We start from the raw sequence: 21,612 nt of genomic DNA on the forward strand, positions 1-21,612 counted from the left end.
TCACCCCCCCTTGCGTCCCCCCCATCGAGGGGGGGAAAGGGTTATAAGATGCACATCGTCTCGGTCGAGCTGGAGAACATCAAGCGGTACACCCACGACCGCTTCGAGTTCATGCTGGGCACCAACGCCATCTCCGGGCCCAACGGCGCGGGCAAGTCCACCATCCTCGAAGCCATCGGCTTCGCCCTCTTCGACAGCCTCCCCTACAAGAAGGAGGACTTCCTGCGCCGGGGCGCGACGACGGGCACCGTGCGGGTGACCTTCGAGTCCGGGGTGGACGAGCGCGAGTACACGGTCGTCCGCAACACCAAGTCCACCTACTACGTCTACGACCCCGCGACCAAGACCCGCGTGGCCGAGCAGAAGACGGACGTGCTCGCCTGGCTGCGCGAGCACCTGGGGGTCGCGCCCGACACCGACCTGGACGAGTTCTTCCGCACCACCATCGGCGTGCCGCAGGGCACCTTCACCGCGGTCTTCATGGACACCGCCACGCGCCGCAAGGCCGTGTTCGACCGCATCCTGAGGGTCGAGGAGTACCGCCAGTCCTCGGATGCCCTCAAGGAGACGCTGCAGCACTTCCAGGGCCGGATCAACGAGGCCGACAAGGAGCTTGCGGGCTACCAGGGACGCCTCCTGCGCATGCCGGACCTCGAGGTGCAGCAGGCCCAGCTCGAGACCGAGCAGCGCTCGACCGAGGAGCGCCTCTCGCGCGCCACCAAGGAGCTCGCCCTCTATCAGGGGCGCCTCGTCGAGGTGGACGCCCTGGAGAAGGCAATCGCCCAGGATCGGCGCGACCTCGAGACCCTCGGGACCAGGCGCGATTACGCCCGCAAGGAGCGCGACGCGGCCCAGGCGCGCGTCGGCGAGGCCGAGCGCGCCATGAGCGAGCGCAAGGCCCTCGAAGGCGATTACCGGGCGTATCAGGCCGCGGAGAAGGACCTCACCGCGCTTCAAGCCGATCTCAAGGCCCGTGACGCCCTCAGGTCCGAGCGCGCCGGGGTGCAGCGCAAGCTGGACGAGGCGACCTTCGCGCTGCAGACCCTCGCGTCGCGCTTGACGGCGCTCGAAAAGGACGCCGAGGCCCGCGAGGCCCTGCGGCCCCAGGTCGAGGCCCAGGCGAGGCACGAGGCGGCGCTCTCGGACCTCAAGGCCAAGCTCTTGGAACTCAAGGCCCTCGAAGAGCGCCTCGCGCGGACCCGCGCCGAGCATGCCACCTGGGCCGAGCGCCTGAGCAAGATCGAGGCCGAGCTCGGCGCCATCGACGCACTCGCCGAGGCGCCCCTTCGCGTCGCGACCCTGGAGGCCTCGCTCAAGGAGCAGGAAGCGTTGCTTGCGGCATTTCGCGAGGCCGAGTTGCAGCGCAAGGAGCGCGAGAGCCGCCGCAAGCTGCTCGAGGAGGAGGCCGCCAGGGAGCGCCGCGCCGTCACGGCCCACGCCGCGACCCTGGCCGAGAAGGAGCCGCTGCGCAAGATCGCTGCTCAGCTCGACGCCCTGACCGAGCAGGGGCAGGCCCTGCGCGATCGCCTCTCGTTGGTGGAGGCCGAGCTTGCGCGCGATCGCCAGGCTTCGACCCAGTTCCAGGCCGGCAACCTGTGCCCCATCCTCAACGTCGGCTGCCCCATCCTCGAAGGCCAGTCGCCCGAGGCTTACTACCAAGACGTCATCGCCCAGGGCGAGGCCAAGGCCAAGGCCCTGGGCGCGGAGATCCTGGACCTGCGCAGGCGCTGGAAAGAGGCGAGCGACGCGAGCAAGCAGGTCGCCACGCTCGACGGCGTGCGCTTGCAGCACGACGAGGCCAAGCTCGCGCTCGAAAAGCACGAGGCGGCGCTCGCCGCTCTGGCCAAGGCGGACGCCGCCGTCGCGGGCGCTTCGGCCGAGGGCGAGGCGCTTTCGCGCGCCATCGCGACGGCCCGCGAGGCCTTGACCAAGGCCCAGGCCGAGGCGGGGCGCTACGCCCAGCGCGAGGGCCTCGCCACCCAGCGCGACGCCGTGGTCAAGGAGCAGGCCGATCGCCGCTCGGCCATCGAGGCCGACGAAGCGGCGGCCAAGGCCCACGGCGCGCTCGCCGAGCGTCTCGCTGCCGTCGAGCAGGAGCTTGTACAGCTGGGGGATCCCCGCTCGCGCGACCGGGCCCTGGAGCGCGCGATCGCCGAGCGCCCCCGGCTCGAGGCCGAGCGTTCCGCTCAGGCCACCGCGGCTCGGGAGCAGACCGCTGCGCTTTCGGCCCTGGACGAGCGCCTTTTGCCCTTCGCCGAACTCGACACGCGCCTGCTGCAAGCGGGCGATCGCAAGAAGGCGTCGGAGGCGGGTTACCAGCGTTACCTCGCGGTGGCCGGTGTCGCCGACGAGCTTGCGGCTCGCCATCAGGCCCACCGGGACGCGCTTTCGCGTCTCGAGGCGATCGAAGGTGAGCTTGCGGCCCTTGCTTCCACTTCGAGCGAGCGCAGTGCCGCCTACCAGGCCGAGGAGCACGCGAGCCTGCGCGAGCGGGTCGAGGGCCTCAAGGCCGAGGCGATCCGCTTCGAGCAGGCGGTGGGCTTTCTCGTGCAGCAGCTGGAGCGCACCCGAGCGGAGATGCGCGAGCTCTCCCGGGTGCAGGAGGAGATGAAGGAGGCGATCGCCGCGCGCGAGCGCCTGGTGGCCGATGCGTCCTTCGTCGAGTTCGCCCGTGGCACCCTCAAGGAGGCGGGCCCCTTCATCACCGAGGCCTACCTCATGACCATCTCGCTGGAGGCCGACCGCCTCTTCCGCGAGATCACGGGCCACCACCAGGTGCATCTGCGCTGGAGCAACGACTACGAGATCCTGCTCGAGGAGGAGGGACGCGATCGCCCCTTCAACAACCTCTCGGGCGGCGAGCAGATGGCCGCGGCCCTCTCGGTTCGCCTCGCCCTCCTCAAGGAGACCTCGAGCGTGGACATGGCCTTCTTCGACGAGCCGACCACCAACATGGACGAGAACCGGCGCAGCAACCTCGCGCACCAGATCGGCGAGATCAGGACGTTCAAGCAGCTGTTCGTGATCAGCCACGACGACACCTTCGAGCAGTGGACGGATCACGTGGTCCGGGTGGCCGAGCGATAGCACGCAACCGAGCCAAGTCCCACCTTTTCGGCGTGTGACCTTGCTCACCCCCTGAAAACCGTCGCTTCTTCGGAGGTGCGGGTCAGGGGCTGTTTTGGGCGGCGAAGAACGGGCAAGCGCAAAGCGCCCGCCGACAGGGCCACCTGGGCGAAACGCACGTACGGGCCCCAGGGTGTCCCGTGTTAAAAAATGGGCATCGAAAGTTCACCACTGGCCCACGAACTCACCTGAACCGATTCGCAGGATGGATTTCCTCTCAATGAACGAAGATTTCACGTCGTGAAGCGTGCCGGTGGTCTCGCCTCTGATCAATCGGGGCGAATGAGAAGGAAGGATGGGAACGGTATGCGCGTGAATCACCTCAACGGTCTTCTGCTCGGTCTCGCCCTCGTCACCGCCAGCGGTTGCAGCACCGCGCCCACCGCGGCCCCTGCCGCCCCGAACCCCGTGGTCCACCCGGTCCAGCAGCTCGAGCCCGCCGGCGCAGTGCCGGCGCAGGTCGCCCCCGCACCGCTGGCGGCTTCTCCCTGCAACCCCTGCGACGGCGTCGGGGCCTACGGCGCCCCCTACGGTCCCTACGGAGGTGCCCCGTACTACCCCTACACGGGCATTCCCCTGCCCGGCTACGCCACCTTCTTCGACCCGTTCGCCGTCCCGGTCGTCGACAACATCTCGAGCAACGTCTCCCCCTCCAACGTCGTCCAGGACTCGAGCATCAGCATCACCGGCAACAACAACACGGTGATCATCAAGCAGGGCGGCCGCGGCGGCGGGCGAATCGACGGCCTGGACGTGACCGTCGACGGCAACGGGAACACGGTCGAGGTCAAGCAGGGTCGCGATCGCAAGAATAACGACAAACCGGTCTAATCGGCGAATTTTTCTCGCGCGCAGGGGGCGGACTTGGTCCGCCCCCTGCGCTTTTTTCATCGAGCGAGCAGGGGTCGAAGTAAGCGACCGAAATCCCTGCCATCGCAGCTGTGAGCTTGCTCACGCCGGGGAAACCCGTGCTTATCCGGAAAGACGGATGCCGGGCCGATTTCATCCCCCGAGATCGATCAAGCGTGAAGCGCCTGGTGACAGGCCCGCTTAGGCGAAACGCACGTATGGGTGATCTGCTCTCCCGTGATAAAAATTGACCATCGAAAGTTTGATGACCGGCTCAGTCGATCAAATGAATCCCGAGATTGAAGCGAAGTCCTCTTAACTCACCCGGATTTCCCGCCGAGAAACGTGCCGGTTATCTCGCCTCGGTTCGAGCGAGGCGAACGTGAAGGAAGGATGGGAACGGTATGCGCATGAACCACTTCAACGGTCTTCTGCTTGGTCTCGCCCTCGTCGCCGCCAGCGGTTGCAGCACCGCGCCCACCGCGGCCCCTGCCAACCCGGCCCCGGTCCTGCCGGTCCAGCCCGCCGGCGGTCAGCCCGTGCAGCAGCTGGCGCCGGTGGACCCCTGCCCGCAGCCGGTCGCCCCCGCACCGCTGGCGGCCGATCCCTGCAACCCCTGCGACGGCATCGGAGGCTACGGCGCCCCCTACGGTCCCTACGGCGGCGCTCCGTACTATCCCTACGGGGCGGGCCTCAGCACCGTCTTCTTCGATCCCTTCGCCTTCAACTCGGTGGTCCTCGATACGGTCGTCGTCCAAGACGACGTGAGGCCCAACAACGTCATCCGCGACACGGACGTCACCATCACGGGCAACCGCAACCAGGTCGTCTTCAACCAGGGTGGGCACGGCGGGAGCCGGATCGACAACCTGGGCGTCACGATCGACGGCAACAACAACTCGGTCAAGATCAAGCAGGGTGCTCGCCGCAAGTAACCCCGGAGCCCGTTTTTTCGAGGCGTGCCTCCACGAGAGAAGGAAAGACTGAATGCGAATGAACGCTTATCACGGTCTGGTGGTCGGCCTCACGGCCGCGATGGTCACGGTCGGCGGTTGCAGCACCGCGCCGAGCGCTCCGGCCGAGCCGGCTCGACCGGATCCGGCCCCGATCCTGCCGAACGGCGGCCAGCCGATGCAGCAGGTGGCTCCGCCCGTGTCGGATCCCTGCCCTCAGCCCCCCGTGGCGCAGACGACCGATCCCTGCCCGCAGCCGCTGCCCCCGGCGCCGCTCGCGACGAACCCCTGCAACCCCTGCGACGGCATCGGCGGCTACGGTCCCTACGGCGCCCCCTACGGCCCCTACGGGTACGGCGGCTACCCCTTCTTCGCGAACGCCATCCCCTTCTTCTTCGACGATGTCGTCGTCTTCGACGACGACCACCGGCCGCACCGTCGTAACCGGGATCGCGACCACAACGGCCACGGGAACGGCGGCGGATCGAACCACGGTGGCGGCTGGCAGGGCGGTGGTGGATCGAGCGGAGACGGCTGGCACGGCGGCGGCGATCGCCCGGGCCGCGGCGAGGGTCGCGGGAGCGGGCGAGGCGAAGGCCGCGGCGCTCGGCGCTAGACAGGCATCATCGAGAGCTGGCCTCGCCCATCCCATCCGGCGAGCTAGGCGAGCGCCCCCCGAGCCGGGGGGCGCTCTGCTCTAGCGGGAGAGCCACCACAGCAAAAGCTGGGCGCCCAGGATCTTGGCGATCATCGCCAGGGGCATGATGGCGGCGTAGACGCGGTTGGGGGCGTCCGAGCGCGATCGCTCGGAGGCGAAGCTCAACAGAGCCGGCTGGGTCTGCCCGCCGGCCATGAGCCCGGCGGCGCTCACCCAGTCCGTCTTGAGCAGCCCCATGGCTCCCCACAGCAGGACCGCGCTGGAGGCGAGGGTCGCTGCCGCCCCCACCGCGACCAGCTCCGGCCCGTGGGCGCTCAGCGCCGCGGCGAAGTGCCGGCCGGAACGCAGGCCCACGGCAGCGAAGAACAGGACCAGCCCCAGCTGGCGAAGCGCCTGGTTGGCCGCGAGCGGCAGGCTCCAGATGATGGGGCCCGTGCGGCCGAGCCGGCCGAGCAGAAGGGCCACGAGCAGGGGGCCGCCCGCGAGCCCGAGCTGCAGGTGCATCCCCCCGGGCAGCGGCACGCGCAAGAGGCCGAGCGCGATCCCCATGAGGGCGCCGAGCGAGAGCGAGAGGAAGTCGGTCTCGCTGATCCCCTTGAACGAGTCGCCGAAGTAGCGGGCGACCGCCGCCATCTGGTCGGTCCGCGCGACCACGCGCAGCCGGTCTCCGCGCTCCAGCACGGTGTCGTCGGAAGGGACGAAGTCGAGATCGCCGCGCCGGATCCGGGTGACGACCGCCTCCCAGCGGTTCTCGAGGGCGATGTCGCCGAGGCGCCTGCCCACCAGGCGCGGGTTGGAGAGGATGATCCGGCGGAAGTCCACCTCGTCGCGCCGGGTCTCGGGGCCGGGCTCGCCCTGGGCCTCGGGGCCGAGCAGGCTCCCCGCCTGCGCGAGCCCCTCCGGGCTGCCGACCACGTGCAGGATGTCCCCCGCCTCGAGCGCCGTCCCCGCGGTCGCGACCATCACGTGGTCCCCGCGCTGGACGCGGCTGACCCGCACGCCGATCCTGGAAAGGGGGGTGGACTCGATGGGCGCGCCGATCATGGCGGGATTGGTGAGCCGGAGGTTGCGGGAGCTGGCGGGCTCGCTCTCCTCCCCGCCGTCGTGCTCCGCCTGCCGTGCCGCGGCCGCCACGTCGATCCGGCCCAGGCGCAGGGTCAGCTCCGCGAGGAGCAGGGGCAGCCCCACCCCCAGCGGATAAGCGATCGAGTAGCCGACGGTGGGCAGCGCGGCCGAGGGGGTGCCGCGCAGCGCCTCGCTGACCGCCGCCAGCGCGGGGGTGTTGGTCAGGCTCCCGCAGAAGAGGCCCGCGGCGAGCGCCGGGTCGAGGCCGAGCCGCTGCGCGGCGAGCCAGGTGAGGCTCGCTGCCCCGACGATGGCCCCGAGGGCGAGCAGCAGGAGGCCGCCCCCCTTCTGCCTCATGATCCGGAAGAAGCCGGGCCCCGCCTCCAGGCCGATGGCGTAGACGAAGAGCAGGAGCCCGAACTGCCCCACGAACTCGGGAAGCTCGAAGCGATCGCCCCCCCAGGCGCCGAGCCCGAGCCCCACGAACAGCACGGTCGCGACCCCGAGGCCCACGCCTCGCAGGCGGATCTGGCTCAGGAGATAGCCCGCGCCGATGGTGAGGAAGAGAATGCCCAAAGGGGCCTGCCCGAGCCCCTCTTTCAGCGCGTCGAACACGGCCTAGGCGCCCGCGGCCTCGAGCGCGACGCCGACGGGATAGATCAGCACGCCGCAGGGCGCATGCATCAGCACGCTCTCCGCCACGCTGCCGTGGAGCAGGCGCTCGGCGCCCTTTCGGGCGTTCGATCCGAGCACGATCAGGTCCGCGCCTATCTCCTTGGCGATCGCCACGATGGTCGAGGCGGGCTCGCCCGTCCTCACGAGGCCCCGGGCTTCGAGGCCGGCCTCGCGCAGCTCGGCCGCGGCCAGGTCGAGGGCCGTGAGCGCCGTCTCGGCCAGCTGGTCGTAGCCGGCTATCACCTGCGGCATCTGGTCGGGAAGGACCGGGCTGGGAATGACCGAGAGGACGTGGAGCTCGAAGGGCTGCGTCCCCAGCACGGCGATGAACTGCCGGATGGCCGCCGCGGAGACGGTGGATCCTTCGGTGGCGATGAGGATACGGCGCATGGATGTCCTTTCTCTTTCCCGGGCACGCGGAGCGACCCGGGATTCTGGCGTGAAGGCTGAGGGGAATGCGTCGGTGGTGGCTAGGTGTCGATGGGGATCCAGCGGTGCTCGATGCGGTCGGGCCAGAGGTCGAGCCGCCCCACCGAGGGCGGCGTTCCATCGTAGTTGTAGGCGGCGCTCGACGGGCAGAAGGCGCGGACCCTCCCCGCATCCTGGAAGGCGCGCTTGTGGATGTGGCCGAAGAGCACCAGCCGGCAGTCCAGGTCGTCGGCGTAGCCGACCAGCTTGACCAGGTCGCGCTTGACCCCGTGACGGTGGCCGTGCGTCAAGAGGATGCTCCAGCCCTCGATGTCGAGCTGCTTCTCGGGGACCACGTCCAGGGGCAGGTCGTTGTTGCCCAGCACCTGCACGATCGGCACCGGCTGAAGGAGCGCGAGCTGCTGACCGTCCTTGAAGCCGTCGCCCAGGTGGACGACCAGGTCGCAGCCCTCGGCCAGGCGGGCGATCGCTTGAAGGTTCGCGCGGCCGTGCGTGTCGCTGACGACCAGGAGGCGCTTCACGCCATCGCCTCGAGCAGGAGGCGCACCGCGCGGGCCCGGTGCGAGTGGACGTTCTTCTCGTCGGCGCTCAGCTCGGCGTAGGTCTTGCCCAGCCCCTCGACCTCGAAGACCGGGTCGTAGCCGAAGCCGCCCGTGCCCCGGGGGGCCTCGGTGACCCGGCCTTTCACGACGCCCTCGACCGCGATCTCGCGGCCGTCGGGGTAGGCGAGCACCACGGCGCAGTGGAAGGTCGCCGCCCGGCTGGCCTTGCCCTCGAGCTCTGCGAGGAGCTTGTTGATGCGGTCGGCGTCGCTCTCGGCGTAGCGGGCCGAGGCGATGCCGGGCCGGCCGTCCAGGGCCTCGACCGCGATCCCCGAGTCGTCGGCGAGGCACGGCACCTCGAAGCGCTCCGCGCACTGACGGGCCTTGAGGCGGGCGTTCGCGACGAAGGTGCTGCCCGTCTCCTCGACCTCGACGGCCTCGGGCATGGCGCTCAGGTCGAAGGGGGCGTCGGTGAGGAGGGGCTTGAACTCGGACAGCTTGTGGGCGTTGGTGGTGGCCAGGTAGACTTGCACGGCTGCTCGCTTACTTCTTGACGGGACGGGCCTTCTGCGACTTGGCGACGCGGTAGGCCTGGAGGACGTCCGGGATGCGGCTGAGGGTCGCGATGACGCGCTGGAGGTGGGCCATGTCCAGGACGTCGATGATCAGCGTGATGATGACGATCTTGTCGCGGGCCTGGCGCACCTTGACGGTGCGGATGTTGGTCTTGATGTCCGCGATCTTGATGGTGATGTCCTTGAGGACGCCGACCCGGTCGATGACCTCGACGGCGATCTCGACGGGGTAGCTCGCCGACGCGCTCACCCCGGCCCAGCTCACGTTGAGGCGCCGCTCGGGCTCGACGGCGAGCAGGTTGGGGCACTCGGTCGAGTGGACCGAGATCCCGCGCCCGCGGGTGACGGTGCCCATGATGGGCTCGCCGGGCACCGGCGAGCAGCACTTGGCGATCGCAAGCTGCATCCCCGCCTCGCCGTCCACCAGGATCCCGGTGCCGTTGCGGCTCTTGGGGGCGATGGGCTTGGCCTTGAAGGACTCGGGGGTGATCTCGGGCTCGGGGGGGGCGAACTCGGCGCGGATCTGGTTGGCGACTTGCAGGGAGGTCTTCTCGCCGTAGCCGATGGCCGCGATCAGGTCGTCGACCTCCTTGTAGTTCATCTTCTGGGCGATGCCGAGGAGCTTGTCGCCCTTGAGCAGCTGGTCGAGGCCGGTGCGGCCAAGCTCGCGCTCCAGGGCCTCGCGGCCCCGGGTGATGTTCTCGTCGCGGCGCTCCTTTCGGAACCAGCTGCGGATCTTGTTCTTGGTGGAGCTGGTGGCGACGAAGTTGAGCCAGTCGAGCGACGGGTGGCCGTGCTTGGTCGTCAGGATCTCGACGATGTCGCCGTTCTTGAGGCGGTGGTCCAGGGTGACGATGCGGCCGTTGACCTTGGCGCCGATGCAGCGGTTGCCGACCTCGGTGTGGACGCGGTAGGCGAAGTCCACCGGGGTGGCCCCGGAGGGCAGGTCGATCACGTCGCCGCGAGGCGAGAAGACGAAGACCTCCTCGGCCTGGAGGTCCTCCTTGACCGTCTCGACGAACTCCTCCGAGTTCTTGGCGTCGCCCTGCCAGTCGAGGAGCTGCTTGAGCCACGAGAGCTTCTGGTCCGCCTCGGTCAGGGCGGCGCCGCCCTCCTTGTAGCGCCAGTGGGCCGCGATGCCGTACTCGGCGACCCGGTGCATCTCGAAGGTGCGGATCTGCACCTCGACAGGCTTGCCGCCGGGGCCGATCACCGTGGTGTGGAGGCTCTGGTAGAGGTTGGGCTTGGGCATCGCCACGTAGTCCTTGAAGCGGCCCGGGATGGGCCGCCAGATCGAGTGGACCACGCCGAGGACCTCGTAGCACTCCTTGATGTTGTCGACCAGCACGCGGATGGCCGTGATGTCGAAGATGTCGGAGAACTCCTTGGACTGGCTCTGCATCTTCTGGTAGATGCTGTAGAAGTGCTTGGGGCGGCCGTAAACGTCCGCCTGCTCGACGCCGACCCGCGCGAGCTCCTCCTCGATGCTGGTGACGATCTCCTGGATGTAGCGCTCGCGCTCGTCGCGCTTCTCGCCGAGGAACTGGGCGATCTTGTAGTAAGCGTCGGGGTGCAGGTAGCGAAGGCTCATGTCCTCCAGCTCCCACTTGATCTTCCCCATGCCCAGGCGGTGCGCGAGGGGCGCGAAGATCTCGAGGGTCTCCTTGGAGATCTCCTGCTGCTTCTCGGCGCGCATGTGCTTGAGGGTGCGCATGTTGTGGAGGCGGTCGGCGAGCTTGATCAGGATGACGCGCACGTCCTTGGCCATGGCCACGAACATGCGGCGGAAGTTCTCGGCCTGGCGCTCTTCCTTGGAGGAGAACTTGAGCTTCTCGAGCTTGGTGACGCCCTCGACGAGCTTGCAGACCTCGCGCCCGAACCGCTTGGTCAGCTCCTCGGGCGTGACCTCGGTGTCCTCGAGCACGTCGTGCAGCAGGCCCGCCGCGACGGTGGCCCCGTCCGCCTCGAGCTGTGCCAGGATCAGGGCGACCTCGTAGGGGTGGATGATGTAAGGCTCTTCGCTCTTGCGGAACTGCCCCTCGTGCTCGGCGCGGGCGAACTCGTAGGCGCGCCCGACGAGATCGATCTCTTCGGGCGAGGCGTACTTGCCCATGGTGTTGATCAGGGCTTCCGTCGCGATCGCTGTCATTTCCGTCTCCCGAGGCTTCCATTATATACCGGCGGTGGGTCGTGCGAAGGACTTTATACCCGCCAAGCGGTAGTTTTGACGCCTTTTTCCGCCGCCGCTCAGGCCTCCGCGGCCCGGGCGACGCCGTGCAGGCGCAGCTGCACCTTGAGCTGCCCGTTGAAGTGGTTGAACTCGGGGGTGAAGGCCAGGGCGACCCGGTCGGGCACCGGGTGGAGCTCGCCCATGTTGAAGCCGACGGCCTCGCGGATCTCGAGCCCGTGCTGCACCTCGAGGAAGAGGTGACGCTTCTCCTTGCCGCGCAGCTTCTGCTTGACGACCTGGACCCCGCGCACGCAGAGCACCGGCTCGGGGTTGCCCTGGCCGGTCGGTTGCAGCCACGCGAGCTCTCTGACCACCTGGGGGGTCATCTCGGCCAGGTGGACCTCGGCGTCCAGGTAGCGGGGCGGGCGCTCCGAGACGTCCAGGCCCTGCTGCCGCACCGCGGCGTCGAGGCGTTCGCGGAAGGCGTCCAGGTTCTGTCGCTCGAGGCCGACGCCCGCGGCCTGGGCGTGGCCTCCCCAGCGCGTGAGCAGGTCGCGCGAGGCCTCGAGGGCCTTGAAGAGGCTGATGCCCTCGGGCGAGCGGCCCGAGCCCTTCCAGTGGTCGCCATCGAGGGCGAGCAGGATGACCGGGCGCGCGTAGGCCTCGACCAGCCGGGAGGCGACGATGCCGATCACCCCGTGGTGCCAGTCCTCCTTGGCCAGGACGATGGCGGAGTCCTTGGTCGGGTCCACCTCCAGCTCGGCGAGCATCATGGCCTCGGCCTCGACCCGCTTGGAGGTCTCCTGGCGCAGGCGGTTGAGGCGATCCAGCTCCACGGCGAAGACGCGCGCGTCGTCCAGGGTCTCGGCAAGGAAGAGCTTGAGGCCGACCTCGGGGTGGTCCATGCGGCCGGCGGCGTTGATGCGCGGCCCGATCCGAAAGCCGATGTCGCCCGCGTCGATGGCAGCGAGGCTGTTGATGTTCGCGATCTCGGCGAGCGCCTGGATGCCGGGGCGCGGGGCGGTCGCGATCAGGTGCAGGCCGCGCGCGACGAGCGTCCGGTTGACGCCCGTCAAGGGGGCCATGTCGGCGATGGATCCGATGGCGACCAGGTCCAGCAGGTCCTCGACCCCGTGGCCGGAAGGGGCGATCTCCTCGAGGGCCGAGGCCAGGGTGTAGGCGACGCCGACGCCGGCGAGCCCCGCCATCTCGATCGGGCAGCCGCCGAGGCGCGGGTTGATGATCGCGTAGGGGGACGGCAGCACCGCGGGCGGGGTGTGGTGGTCGGTGATGATGACCTCCATGCCCCTCGACTTGGCGAACTCGACCTCCTGGATTGAGGAGACGCCGTTGTCCACCGTGACGACCAGCTTGAGCCCCCGGTCGGCGAGATCCTGGAGGGCGTTGCAGTTCATGCCGTAGCCGTCCTCGAAGCGGTGGGGCAGGAAGTACTGGACGTTGTAGCCGGCGCGGGCCAGGTAGCTGAAGAGCAAGGAGGTGCTGGTCACCCCGTCGGCGTCGTAGTCGCCGTAGACGACGATGGGCTCGCCGGTGTCGAGGGCGCTCGCGAGGCGGCGGGCGGCCTTGTCGATGCCGGGCAGGGCCCAGGGGTTGAGCTCGTAGGGCTCGTGGCCCAGGTAGCGGCGGCCGCTCTCGGGATCCTGGACCCCGCGCACGGCGAGCATTCGGGCGAGCAGGGGCGTGATGCCGAGTTCGTATGACAGGCGATCGACCACGTCCGGGTCGGCGTCGCGAATTTGCCAGGAGGTTTCGAGCTGGTGCATAGACCTCCACTATAACCCGGGAGGGGCTGCCACGTCTTTACAAGGGTGGGTTCTCCTGGTAGGATTGGTTCCTGTTTCGAGGAAACGTCGAGACGTTCGCCGGATTAGCACAGCGGTAGTGCATTCGATTCGTAATCGAAAGGTCGTGGGTTCGATTCCCACATCCGGCTCTGGCACCCCCCGTAGCACTCGACATTTTGTCAGCTCGGGTGTGGTGCCTTTTCTTTATGGCCCGAAATGTTGAGGCCTGTGATGCCAACCATGAAGAGACGGCGCTTGCGCACCCTCAAAATCCTGGCCGTCACCCTTGGGGGCTCCGTTCTTGCCCTGGTTGCACTAATCGCCTGGTTTGGCATCTCGCTTTCCCTCGACAACCGCATCAAGCACGAGCTCCTGCGCGTGGCTGCTCCCGACGGGACGCATGAATTCGTGTTGTTGAGCGATAGCGCCGACTTCGGGGATCCTGCCTGGTACGTCTACGAACTCGAACGGGGCCAGCGCCTTCCCTCGTTCGCTCGGGAGGCCCACAACACCGACGGGGTCCTCTTCTGGAACTATTCCGAGGATGGCGGTTATACGGACGATCCCCACCTTGAGATCCGTGACCGGCGCTACCTCGTCTTTTCGCGAGGCGGACGCTACCACGGCCTTTATGACATCACCAAGCGGCGGGTGCTGGTGAATGAGGAGTGCCCGTGGTGGTCGTATCGCGAGTTGCCGAAGAGCGAGCAGGATCGGTGGGTCTTCCAGAACCTCCATGCGCCCATCCACAGGATCTTGTCCGCCGGGAAACCGAGCCCGAGCAAGGTGACGAACTGAGGAAGAACCCAGGCGGAGCCGGTATCTCCTGCCGGTTGAGAACCCGGATAACAAGCGCCCGGGCCTCAACGAGGGCCAAGCTTCAAGCGAAACAGGGCTCGGTGTAAGCGGGGGCGTTTGGTTCCTGCTCTTTGGCATTCCCCTGGTCGGGTGTGGTGCCTTTTTTTGCGCGCTCGAAGCCGGCAGGCTCAGCCCCGGCTCAGGTGACGCAGCTTGTCCGGATTCCTCACGACGAAAATGGATCGCACCTGGCCTGCTTGGACGTCGAAGGCGAAAACCGTTTGGGGATGTCCGTTTTCCAGGACCAGGAGCCCCTGCTGACCGTTGACGTGGATGGAGCGCAGGCTGATCGCGCCCTCCCCCGTGTACTGGCTCGCGATCCAGGCAAGGAACCGTGCGACGTATCCGCGCGAGATGATGGGCCTGATCGCCGATCGGTTCTTGCCGCCTCCGTCCGAGTAGAGCGTCGCGTCTTCGGCCAGCAGGTGCAAGATTTGAGCCATGTCGCCGGTGCGCGAAGCATGCAGGAACTGCCGGATGAGCGCGTCGTCCGCGGCCGGGGAGGCGGGTGGGGCCGCCGGATGCTGCCCCGCGAGCTTCTTCTTGACCCGGCTGAGGATCTTGCGGCAGTTGTCCTCGCTCTTTTGCACCAGGTCACCGATGAACGCGTAGTCGAACTCGAAGGCCACCCGCAGGATGAAGACGGCGCGCTCGACCGGCGCGAGCGACTCCATGAGGGCCAGGAGGGCGTACGAGACGCCCTCATCCTTCAGGACGTGGAGGGCGGGATCCTCCGCTTCCGTGAGGAGCGGCTCCGGCAGCCACGGGCCGACGTACGCTTCGCGCTGCTTGCGGGCGCTCTTGAGCAGGTCGAGGCAGCGATTGGTCGTTATCTTGCACAGGTAGGCTTTGGGCTGTCGGACATCCGACGGCGTCTCGCGGTACAGTTGGGCGAAGACGTCGTGCACGATGTCCTCCGCGTCCGTGACCTGGCCGAGCATGCGGTACGCCAGCGAGAACATCATGGGCTTGTAGCGGGTGTACCACTGCTCGACGACAGGTGTCATTCTCAGATCGCTTTCCCTTTTCTGGATGCTCGCGGGCCGTCGAAGAAATCGACGAGCTGCCACGTGTAATCCCGGATCTTCCACCCTAACTTGCCGGTCAGCACGATGTCGAGTCCCCACTTTCGCGTCCAGATGAAGCCGTCGCTTGGGCCCAGGCCGATGCAAAACAGCGAGATGGCCGGGCCATGCGCCGGCACCGGCTGGCCGAGGAAGTCGCCCTGCACGATCGCCGCAAGCCGGCACGCCTGAGCGGTCGCCTCCCGGCACGTCATACCGTCCGCGCGGCCGGTGGCAGGGTCGACGATGCGGGCACAGTCGCCGATGGCATAGACATACGGCCAGCCCGACACGCGGTAGTGCGCATCCACGATCATTCTATCGCCTTCATCCGTCGGCGCCTTCCAGGCTTTCAGGGCGGGGCTCGGCCTGAGGCCCAAGGTCCAGACGCACGTCTGCGCGCGGAGGCTGGAGCCTCCCTTCAACCGAACCTGGCCGTCCTCGAAGCGCTCGGCTCGCGCCCCATGCCGGACCGTCACGCCGAGCCGACCGAGCCGTTGCTCCAGCTTGCGGCCGATCGCCTTGGGAGCGCCGGGGAGGAGCCGTTCCTGCGCATTGATCAAGTGGACGCCGCCCCGCTTGGCGTCCAGGCGATGGCGCTTCTTCTCGTCGGCGAGCCAGGTGGCGATTTCCGCCGCCGTCTCGACGCCCGAGATGCCGCCCCCCACCACCGCCACGCGCAACAGCTGGTCCTGTCGGTCCGGATCGCTCGTCGAGATGGCTCGCTCGATGTTGTGGGCGAGGTGGCGCTTGATTTCCTCGGCATGGGCGGGCGAAGCGAGGTTGATGCCACCGCTTTCGGGTGGTGCGACGATGAACTGGCTTCCCACGGCGACGATCAGGGCGTCGTATGGGAACCGCGTGGTTCGGTCCTCTCGATCGCGCAAGAGGACGGCCTTGGCTTCGGCTTCGATGCCCATCACCTCGGCCTGGACGAACTCGACCCCGGCCATTTCCCGAAGACCCGCTGCGAAAGAGGCGACGACCTTGGTCGGGCCGACGGCCGCCTTGAACAGCAGCACTTTCTTAAGATGCCCGGGATGCTTGTCGATCAAGACGATCTTGACCCCCTCGGGGTCCGGGAACTGCCTTCTCAGGGCGATAAGCGCTTGCATGCCGGCGTAGCCGCCCCCCACGATCACGATGGTCTTGCGGGTCATGTTCGGTTCCTCCTAGTTCAAAGGTTTCCGGCCATAGGACGAACAGGCGATGCTTTTTGTGACACCTGGGGCCCGAGCGACGATCCGGGGTCGATGGTCCTCGGGCATCGAGCCCGCTTGCTCACTGCATTTGAGCGTCTTCGCGGGCCACCCCCCTCGATCCACGCAGCAAACGATCTTCACCTCCGACTCTGGCACCCCCCGTAGCTTTATGGCATTATGCCTGCTCGGGTGTGGTGCCTTTTTTGTTTTCACCCCGAGAGGGGGCATCGATGCGGAGCTGGTATCCCCTTCCCGTCGAGGCGCTGGATGACAAGCGGCTGCTGGCCGAGCACAACGAGCTGCTCATCATGGCCAGGGCGATCGCGGGCCTGACAAAGGGCTATCGAAACCACCCCGAGACCAAGCGCTGGGTGGGACACAGCAAGGCCATGAAGGATCGTCACGACCGACTCGCCGCCGAGATGGTCCGCAGAGGCTTCAACCATCAGAGCCCGTGGCCCGAGGAACTCATCAATCCAGCGGACGGGGACGACTATCCCACGACGCTCTTGGAGCCGCTTGAAGTGATGAAGGCCAAGCTTCAAGCGAAGCAGGGGCTCGCTTGATTGTGGATGCGCCGTGACATTTGAGATTTCAGATCGATTCGAGCATCCGGATGACCTCCTGAGCAAAGCAGTTCGCATCCTTCGGCCAGCGCGCGGTGATCAGGTTACGGTCCCTCACGACAAAGGGAATCCAGGGCGCCTTCCCTTTCCGAAAGTCGGAAGGGGCTTGCAGGCTGTCTTTGATCTCGTCTTCCACGTAGGCCGGGTAAGTCCGGTAGTAGCCCCCGAGCTTCCAAAACGTGAGGTAGAACCCAGTGCGTTCGAGGCTCTTGAGCAAGCCAGTCACCTGACGCCCGTACAGGACGCTCCTGCCCGTAGTGGGATCGAGGGTTCGAGCGAGGACGATGAGGCCATGGCAGATGGCCGCCACGGGCTTGTTCGCCTGGAAGAACCCCAGGACCTTCTCTCGTAGTACGCTGTTTTCCAGGTACTGTTTCATTCCCGACGCATGCCCGCCGGGCAGGAGCAGGGCGTCGAACTGGGACGGGTCGATGTCTCGGTAGCGGATGGGATGCAGGAAGGCCGTGGTCTGGCGCATCCTGTCGTAGCAGGCCACTGCCTCCGGCTTGGCGCCCAGCTGGCCAAAAATAACACCGCTGATGAGGAGCGGGTCGGCTGCAGCAACTCGCCCATGCTCGGTCGAGAAGACTGTCTCATAGCCTTGCTCGGTAAACCGGCTCCAGGGGATGGATACTTCCGTCACGTCGAAGTCGTGATCAGGCAGCGGAATTAGCACACGGGGCATGGATGCTGGTCTCATTTCTCACGAGAAGGGGCTTTCCTTTCTTTCGATGCGGGCGCGGAAAAAATGTGGCTTCATTCCTAATTCCCTAAGGTGACATGAGCGCTCGCTTGGGGTAGACACGAGAATGGAGCGGCATTTCCATGAAGTTAGACGCGAGGGTCGATGAGCGCCGAAGAACGTGAAGCCAAGCAACGCATGATCGCCTATGCCAGGCAGTCGCTGGCCAAGGATGCGAGACTTCTCGATCTGCGCTTCGAAGCGGGGAGCTCCAGCTGGCAGGCCTCTGCCGTCAGCAAGGCGGCGGGCGTCATCGAGGTCGTTGCCATCAAGGAGAACGGCCAGTGGAGCTTCTCTTCCTCAAAGCCGACCAAGCACCTCTCTCGTGCGATGATCGGCACCCGGATCGAAAACGAGGGGCTCGGTAAGTTGCTCGTCCGGCTCGCCGTCGTCGCGGTCATCGTCGGAGGTGCTTACGTGGCCCTGCCTCACGTCCAGGCCGCCTTGAAGCAACTCCCGGTTGCGGGCTTTTCGCCGCCTGCCGCGCCGGCGCAAGCTCCGCTGGGTGCTTCGCTCAATTCCAAGCTTCTCGATTCGGCGAACGGGCTCGCCAATGACCCAGTTCGCAAGGCCGCCCTCGAGAAGGCGAGCGCCAAGCTCACCGGCTCTCAAGGGGGGAACCGTGGCCTGAGCGAGATCAATCGATTGAATTCCGCGGCGGCTGGTCAGAGGCCTTAGCCGCCAGGGAAAGCCCCCGCCGGGTGTGCGACCGGCGGGGGCTTGCTGCTCAGAGAGAGGTGAGGGGTGCGCTCTTGATGCCCTTATCTTGCCACGCCGGATCGGATCGTTCAGTCGCGGCGTCCACGCTCGAGGCGTGAGGTTCCTAACGCTCGCTTTGACGCTCAGGCGGGATTTCGCCTAAAACAGCGCCGTGACCCTGAGAGGGAGAGCGCTTGCGCGCAGACTGAGCTCCAGGTTCGGAGAGAGCCTTAATCCGGTTTCGATCCAAGGAACGCCGAGCCAGTCCTGCGCGGTGCTGAGGCCGCCATTGCCGGCGATCTGGAGCGTCGTGTTGGGGGTCACTCTCGCCCACAGTCGTCCGGCGTCGAATTGAAGCGAGACGCCTACGATCCCGCCCGCGGGGTTCGCCGAAAATCCCTCTCTGAAGCTGTTACGTCCCCAGTCCTGCCTGGCGCCGATGATGGGGCCCCATGAGAAATGCTCGCTTGTCTTGAGGGAATAGCGTCCATAAAGGGAGTAATAGATCTGTCCCGGGTTCATGAAGGCGCCAGGGAAATAGGCGCCGGTCATGGCGAAGCTGTAGGGGGTTTCGGGCAAGGTCACTTCGCCCTCGAGGCTGATGTTGAACGGGAAGAGGGTCGCGACTCCGATTTTGCCGGATAGTGGCTGTGCCCCTGCACTTCCATTGCTCAGAAGAAGCAAGGATGCAAATGCAAGAGCGTATTTTTTATCAACAATTTTATATTCCATAAATAAATCATACCACTGGGCGCCGTGAAGTTAACCCTCGCCCGAACGGAGGAATCCCCCGCCGGGTGTGCGACCGGCGGGGGATTGGTGCTCAGAGAGGTGAGGGGGTGCGCTCTTGATGTGCTCATCTTGCCACGGGTGGTCGTTCGATGCCGTCGCTCCTCGCACGCCTGAGCTGTGAGGCTCCTGACGGGCGCTTGCTCGATTAGCCCTGTGCCTTTAGCGCCTCTTGAACGGCCTTGATCACCTCGGGATCGGTGGGCTCGGTCTTGGGGTGGAAGCGCTTGATGACCTTACCTGCGCGATCCACCAGGAACTTGTCGAAGTTCCAGCGGATCTCGCCTTCGACGCCGGGTTGGGTCGTCAGGTACTGGTAGAGGGGCGCCTGGGCCTCACCCTTGACGGGGAGCTTGGCGAACATGTCGAAGCCGACGCCGTAGTTGGCCGAGCAGAACTGCCCGATCTGCTCGTTGCTGCCGGGCTCTTGGGCGCCGAAGTCGTTCGAGGGGAAGCCCAGCACCTTCAGCCCCTGCGCCTGGTAGGAATCGTGCAACTCCTGAAGACCCTTGTACTGCGGGGTGAGACCGCACTCGGAGGCGGTGTTGACGATCAGCAGGACCTTGCCGCGATAGTCCGACAGGGAAACCGGCGTGCCGTTGAGGCGGTCGACCTGAAAATCGTAGAGCAGGGCGAGGTCCTTTCGATGGTGAGGCTGGACAGCCACAAGTCATACCACGCTCGCAGCGATATCACCATGCGATCGCGCCCCGAGAGAACGGAGATGAACCGATGCCCGCCCTTCCCCAGCTACAGACGCCGCGCCTCTTGCTTCGGCCGCTCGTGGAGAGCGATGCGGAGGCCGTCTTCGCCTACTGCTCCAACCCCAACGTCTCGCGCTACACCTTGTGGGAACCACACCGGACGCTCGACGATGCGCTGGTGTACATCCGGGATTACGCCCTTCCCAAGTACGAGAAGGGGATTCCCGAGCCCTTCGCGATCGTCTTGAAGGAGCAGGGCGATCGCGTGATCGGGACGGTTGGCGCCTTCTGGGCGTCCGAGCCGAACCGATGCCTGGAGCTCGCCTATGCGCTCGCCGAGCCCTACTGGGGGCAAGGGATCGTGGCGGAGGCCGCGCAGGCCGTGAGGGATTTCGTGTTCGCGGAGCACCCCATCGAGCGCCTGCAGTGCCGCTGCAAGGTGGAGAACGCGCCGAGCGCGCGCGTCATGGAGAAGGTCGGCATGAAGTGGGAGGGCACCCTGCGGGCTTCCATTTTCCATCGCGATCGCTTCTGGGACATGCATTACTATTCGCTGCTGCGATCCGAGTGGGAGCGCTTGCGCTGACGCTTCAAAGGATGACCCCCCGCCGGGTGTGCGTCCGGCGGGGGGTCGTGCTCAGAGGGGTGCGTGGTTGATGGGCTTATCTTGTCACACGGGGCCTCACGCGTCCGTGGCGAGCCGTACCCCTGACGCGTGAGCCTGCTGACGGCCGCTTGCGTGCTACTCGCCGGAAGGCGCGGCTTCGTCCAGCGTCTCGACGTACTTCATGTAGTCCGCGTAGAGCTTCTGCGCTTGTTCGCCACCCTGCGGGGACATGTAGTGGTTGAAGTCGAAGTTGATCAGCTTCGAGACGTGCGGCTTCGCCTCGTCGATCTGGCGCTTGATGGTGTCCATTCCACCCGGCTCGGCCTCGAAGCCCTGGTAGAGCTTGGTGCTGCGATGGAAGGTCTCGAGGTTCGCCCACAGCTCGACGCCATGCTTGCTGGCGGCCTTGGAGATCGCCGTCAGGTCGTGCTCGACCCGATCCAGCTGCTTGGTGGTGCCGCCGACCCCGTCTTGCCAGGCGAGGACGTCGATCCCGGCGCGCGAGAGCACCGTGTCCCACCAGTTCTCGAGGTACTTGGCGGGCATCGAGAGGGGGACGCCCGGGATCAGGTTGGTGTAGGGGGAGATCATGACCTTGAGGTCGGGCTTGACGGCCTTGGCCGCGCGCGAGATGTCCCCGTACAGGTCCCCGATGGCCTTGGCGTTCGCGATCCCGTTGACCTCGTAAGGGATGTAGAGCCCGGTCATCGAGGGGTGATGGCCGAAGCGCTCCACCAGCTCGCGGGTGTAGTCGGCCGCGTCCGTGGCCTCCTCCTTGACCTTCGAGGGAATGAGGGCCTTGAGGTACCAGTTGTCGAGGGCCTTGCCGTTCGACTCGTCGAGCTTGGTGCCCACCATGACCCCCATGCCGAGTTCGTCGGCCGCCTTCAGGATGTTCTCCGTGCTGTTCCAGAAGGTGGTGCCGTCGTAGGCGGTGTACTGGATGACCGCGGTGTCCATCCCCAGGCGCTTCATGTCCGAGAGGGTCTTGGTCCAGTATTCGGCGGGCTGGTCATCGCCGCTGATCTGGATGAACGAACCGGTGAGCCGATCGGGAGCGCGCTGCGCGCCGGTCGGGGCCGTGGCGCTCATGCTGAGGGTGAGGCGATCGCTCTTGACGGTGCCCTGGCTGGGGACCGGCGCCGCCACGGGGGCGGCGGGCTTGACCCAGGGGCTCGAAGGCCGAAACGAGGGGATCTCCATGTCGCGCTGCGCCTCCCGGAAGGTGAGTCTCTTGCTTGCCTACTTATACCCGATTTCGGCGCTCATCGTTGCCTTCGATCCGCGCTTGCGTGCGGCGTTTGTGAGCAATATTGATTCAATAACGATTAATGGTAAATATTTCGGCACTCCGCGAGGGGCAAGAGCCTGGGAATTGTGGCCGATAAGGCTGATAGGCCCGGCTCCATGCCCCTCGCTCTGGTGTTTTGATGTATTTACGCAATCGATTAATTTCATCAATATTGCTCGGCCT

Annotated in this window: 21 protein-coding genes and 1 tRNA gene; 10 read left to right on the forward strand and 12 right to left on the reverse strand. The window is 66.5% G+C overall.

Annotated elements, in window-relative coordinates; translation table 11 throughout:
* The first annotated feature begins 48 nt into the window (after positions 1-48).
* The 4 genes from V6D00_06160 to V6D00_06175 all read left to right on the forward strand — a co-directional run bounded on the left by V6D00_06160 (position 49) and on the right by V6D00_06175 (position 5,544).
* Positions 49-3,087 carry an SMC family ATPase gene (locus tag V6D00_06160; protein HEY9898748.1) on the forward strand — a complete coding sequence of 1,013 codons (3,039 nt, stop codon included), beginning with the start codon at positions 49-51 and terminating at the stop codon, positions 3,085-3,087.
* A gap of 345 nt (positions 3,088-3,432) precedes the next feature.
* On the forward strand, positions 3,433-3,957 hold the full coding sequence (locus V6D00_06165) for a hypothetical protein (protein HEY9898749.1): 525 nt from the start codon (positions 3,433-3,435) through the stop codon (positions 3,955-3,957).
* Between the two features lie 422 nt (positions 3,958-4,379).
* The gene (locus tag V6D00_06170; protein HEY9898750.1) at positions 4,380-4,910 is read left to right on the forward strand and encodes a hypothetical protein; all 531 of its coding nucleotides are present in this window, start codon (positions 4,380-4,382) and stop codon (positions 4,908-4,910) included.
* A gap of 52 nt (positions 4,911-4,962) precedes the next feature.
* Positions 4,963-5,544, forward strand: coding sequence for a hypothetical protein (locus V6D00_06175; GenBank protein ID HEY9898751.1), 582 nt, complete (start codon positions 4,963-4,965; stop codon positions 5,542-5,544).
* Between the two features lie 81 nt (positions 5,545-5,625).
* Here the strand turns inward: V6D00_06175 and V6D00_06180 are convergent, their stop codons facing one another.
* From V6D00_06180 to recJ, 6 genes are all read right to left on the reverse strand, one after another.
* On the reverse strand, positions 5,626-7,266 hold the full coding sequence (locus V6D00_06180) for a TrkA C-terminal domain-containing protein (protein ID HEY9898752.1): 1,641 nt from the start codon (positions 7,264-7,266) through the stop codon (positions 5,626-5,628).
* A gap of 3 nt (positions 7,267-7,269) precedes the next feature.
* Positions 7,270-7,716 carry a universal stress protein gene (locus tag V6D00_06185; protein ID HEY9898753.1) on the reverse strand — a complete coding sequence of 149 codons (447 nt, stop codon included), beginning with the start codon at positions 7,714-7,716 and terminating at the stop codon, positions 7,270-7,272.
* Positions 7,717-7,796: 80 nt separating this feature from the next.
* On the reverse strand, positions 7,797-8,276 hold the full coding sequence (locus tag V6D00_06190) for a YfcE family phosphodiesterase (protein HEY9898754.1): 480 nt from the start codon (positions 8,274-8,276) through the stop codon (positions 7,797-7,799).
* The gene (gene rdgB, locus V6D00_06195) at positions 8,273-8,830 is read right to left on the reverse strand and encodes an RdgB/HAM1 family non-canonical purine NTP pyrophosphatase (GenBank protein ID HEY9898755.1); all 558 of its coding nucleotides are present in this window, start codon (positions 8,828-8,830) and stop codon (positions 8,273-8,275) included. The genes V6D00_06190 and rdgB overlap by 4 nt, the downstream gene beginning before the upstream one ends.
* A gap of 10 nt (positions 8,831-8,840) precedes the next feature.
* Positions 8,841-11,021, reverse strand: coding sequence for a bifunctional (p)ppGpp synthetase/guanosine-3',5'-bis(diphosphate) 3'-pyrophosphohydrolase (locus V6D00_06200; protein ID HEY9898756.1), 2,181 nt, complete (start codon positions 11,019-11,021; stop codon positions 8,841-8,843).
* 98 nt (positions 11,022-11,119) lie between these two features.
* Positions 11,120-12,826 carry a single-stranded-DNA-specific exonuclease RecJ gene (recJ, locus tag V6D00_06205; protein ID HEY9898757.1) on the reverse strand — a complete coding sequence of 569 codons (1,707 nt, stop codon included), beginning with the start codon at positions 12,824-12,826 and terminating at the stop codon, positions 11,120-11,122.
* Between the two features lie 98 nt (positions 12,827-12,924).
* Here recJ and V6D00_06210 point away from each other — a divergent pair.
* Positions 12,925-12,996 (forward strand) — tRNA-Thr (locus V6D00_06210).
* Positions 12,997-13,102: 106 nt separating this feature from the next.
* A complete protein-coding gene (locus V6D00_06215) occupies positions 13,103-13,645 on the forward strand; it encodes a hypothetical protein (GenBank protein ID HEY9898758.1) in 543 nt (180 codons plus the stop codon).
* 188 nt (positions 13,646-13,833) lie between these two features.
* On the opposite strand, the gene V6D00_06220 is transcribed toward V6D00_06215, so the two are convergent.
* Both V6D00_06220 and V6D00_06225 read right to left on the reverse strand, forming a co-directional pair.
* Complete coding sequence (locus V6D00_06220) at positions 13,834-14,712, reverse strand: RNA polymerase sigma-70 factor (protein HEY9898759.1); 879 nt, start codon at positions 14,710-14,712, stop codon at positions 13,834-13,836.
* A gap of 2 nt (positions 14,713-14,714) precedes the next feature.
* Complete coding sequence (locus tag V6D00_06225; protein ID HEY9898760.1) at positions 14,715-15,929, reverse strand: FAD-dependent oxidoreductase; 1,215 nt, start codon at positions 15,927-15,929, stop codon at positions 14,715-14,717.
* A 272-nt stretch (positions 15,930-16,201) separates the two neighbouring features.
* Here V6D00_06225 and V6D00_06230 point away from each other — a divergent pair, with 272 nt between their 5' ends.
* A complete protein-coding gene (locus tag V6D00_06230; GenBank protein HEY9898761.1) occupies positions 16,202-16,537 on the forward strand; it encodes a pyrimidine dimer DNA glycosylase/endonuclease V in 336 nt (111 codons plus the stop codon).
* Between the two features lie 28 nt (positions 16,538-16,565).
* On the opposite strand, the gene V6D00_06235 is transcribed toward V6D00_06230, so the two are convergent.
* Complete coding sequence (locus V6D00_06235) at positions 16,566-17,273, reverse strand: type 1 glutamine amidotransferase domain-containing protein (protein HEY9898762.1); 708 nt, start codon at positions 17,271-17,273, stop codon at positions 16,566-16,568.
* Positions 17,274-17,444: 171 nt separating this feature from the next.
* Between V6D00_06235 and V6D00_06240 the strand changes: the two genes are divergently transcribed.
* The gene (locus V6D00_06240) at positions 17,445-18,017 is read left to right on the forward strand and encodes a hypothetical protein (protein HEY9898763.1); all 573 of its coding nucleotides are present in this window, start codon (positions 17,445-17,447) and stop codon (positions 18,015-18,017) included.
* A gap of 180 nt (positions 18,018-18,197) precedes the next feature.
* Here the strand turns inward: V6D00_06240 and V6D00_06245 are convergent, their stop codons facing one another.
* Positions 18,198-18,770 (reverse strand): hypothetical protein, encoded by a 573-nt coding sequence (locus tag V6D00_06245; GenBank protein ID HEY9898764.1) that lies wholly within the window; start codon positions 18,768-18,770, stop codon positions 18,198-18,200.
* A 205-nt stretch (positions 18,771-18,975) separates the two neighbouring features.
* Positions 18,976-19,458, reverse strand: coding sequence for a glutathione peroxidase (locus V6D00_06250; protein HEY9898765.1), 483 nt, complete (start codon positions 19,456-19,458; stop codon positions 18,976-18,978).
* A gap of 101 nt (positions 19,459-19,559) precedes the next feature.
* Here V6D00_06250 and V6D00_06255 point away from each other — a divergent pair, with 101 nt between their 5' ends.
* Positions 19,560-20,117, forward strand: coding sequence for a GNAT family N-acetyltransferase (locus V6D00_06255; protein HEY9898766.1), 558 nt, complete (start codon positions 19,560-19,562; stop codon positions 20,115-20,117).
* 156 nt (positions 20,118-20,273) lie between these two features.
* On the opposite strand, the gene V6D00_06260 is transcribed toward V6D00_06255, so the two are convergent.
* Complete coding sequence (locus tag V6D00_06260) at positions 20,274-21,341, reverse strand: DUF4434 domain-containing protein (GenBank protein HEY9898767.1); 1,068 nt, start codon at positions 21,339-21,341, stop codon at positions 20,274-20,276.
* On the opposite strand from V6D00_06260, the gene V6D00_06265 reads away from it, so the two are divergent.
* A partial coding sequence (locus V6D00_06265; protein HEY9898768.1) for a hypothetical protein occupies positions 21,340-21,612 on the forward strand: 273 nt, incomplete at its 3' end. The genes V6D00_06260 and V6D00_06265 overlap by 2 nt on opposite strands.

It is taken from the genome of Pantanalinema sp., from assembly GCA_036704125.1.
Classification (GTDB): Bacteria; Cyanobacteriota; Sericytochromatia; order S15B-MN24; family UBA4093; genus JAGIBK01.

What these genes read in the sequence shown, in the direction of transcription:
- V6D00_06160 (HEY9898748.1), top strand. Translation starts at nt 49, where the DNA reads ATGCACATCGTCTCGGTCGAGCTGGAGAACATCAAGCGGTACACCCAC.
- V6D00_06165 (HEY9898749.1), top strand. Translation starts at nt 3,433, where the DNA reads ATGCGCGTGAATCACCTCAACGGTCTTCTGCTCGGTCTCGCCCTCGTC.
- V6D00_06170 (HEY9898750.1), top strand. Translation starts at nt 4,380, where the DNA reads ATGCGCATGAACCACTTCAACGGTCTTCTGCTTGGTCTCGCCCTCGTC.
- V6D00_06175 (HEY9898751.1), top strand. Translation starts at nt 4,963, where the DNA reads ATGCGAATGAACGCTTATCACGGTCTGGTGGTCGGCCTCACGGCCGCG.
- V6D00_06185 (HEY9898753.1), bottom strand. Translation starts at nt 7,716, where the DNA reads ATGCGCCGTATCCTCATCGCCACCGAAGGATCCACCGTCTCCGCGGCG.
- V6D00_06200 (HEY9898756.1), bottom strand. Translation starts at nt 11,021, where the DNA reads ATGACAGCGATCGCGACGGAAGCCCTGATCAACACCATGGGCAAGTAC.
- recJ (HEY9898757.1), bottom strand. Translation starts at nt 12,826, where the DNA reads ATGCACCAGCTCGAAACCTCCTGGCAAATTCGCGACGCCGACCCGGAC.
- V6D00_06220 (HEY9898759.1), bottom strand. Translation starts at nt 14,712, where the DNA reads ATGACACCTGTCGTCGAGCAGTGGTACACCCGCTACAAGCCCATGATG.
- V6D00_06225 (HEY9898760.1), bottom strand. Translation starts at nt 15,929, where the DNA reads ATGACCCGCAAGACCATCGTGATCGTGGGGGGCGGCTACGCCGGCATG.
- V6D00_06230 (HEY9898761.1), top strand. Translation starts at nt 16,202, where the DNA reads ATGCGGAGCTGGTATCCCCTTCCCGTCGAGGCGCTGGATGACAAGCGG.
- V6D00_06240 (HEY9898763.1), top strand. Translation starts at nt 17,445, where the DNA reads ATGAGCGCCGAAGAACGTGAAGCCAAGCAACGCATGATCGCCTATGCC.
- V6D00_06245 (HEY9898764.1), bottom strand. Translation starts at nt 18,770, where the DNA reads ATGGAATATAAAATTGTTGATAAAAAATACGCTCTTGCATTTGCATCC.
- V6D00_06255 (HEY9898766.1), top strand. Translation starts at nt 19,560, where the DNA reads ATGCCCGCCCTTCCCCAGCTACAGACGCCGCGCCTCTTGCTTCGGCCG.
- V6D00_06260 (HEY9898767.1), bottom strand. Translation starts at nt 21,341, where the DNA reads ATGGAGATCCCCTCGTTTCGGCCTTCGAGCCCCTGGGTCAAGCCCGCC.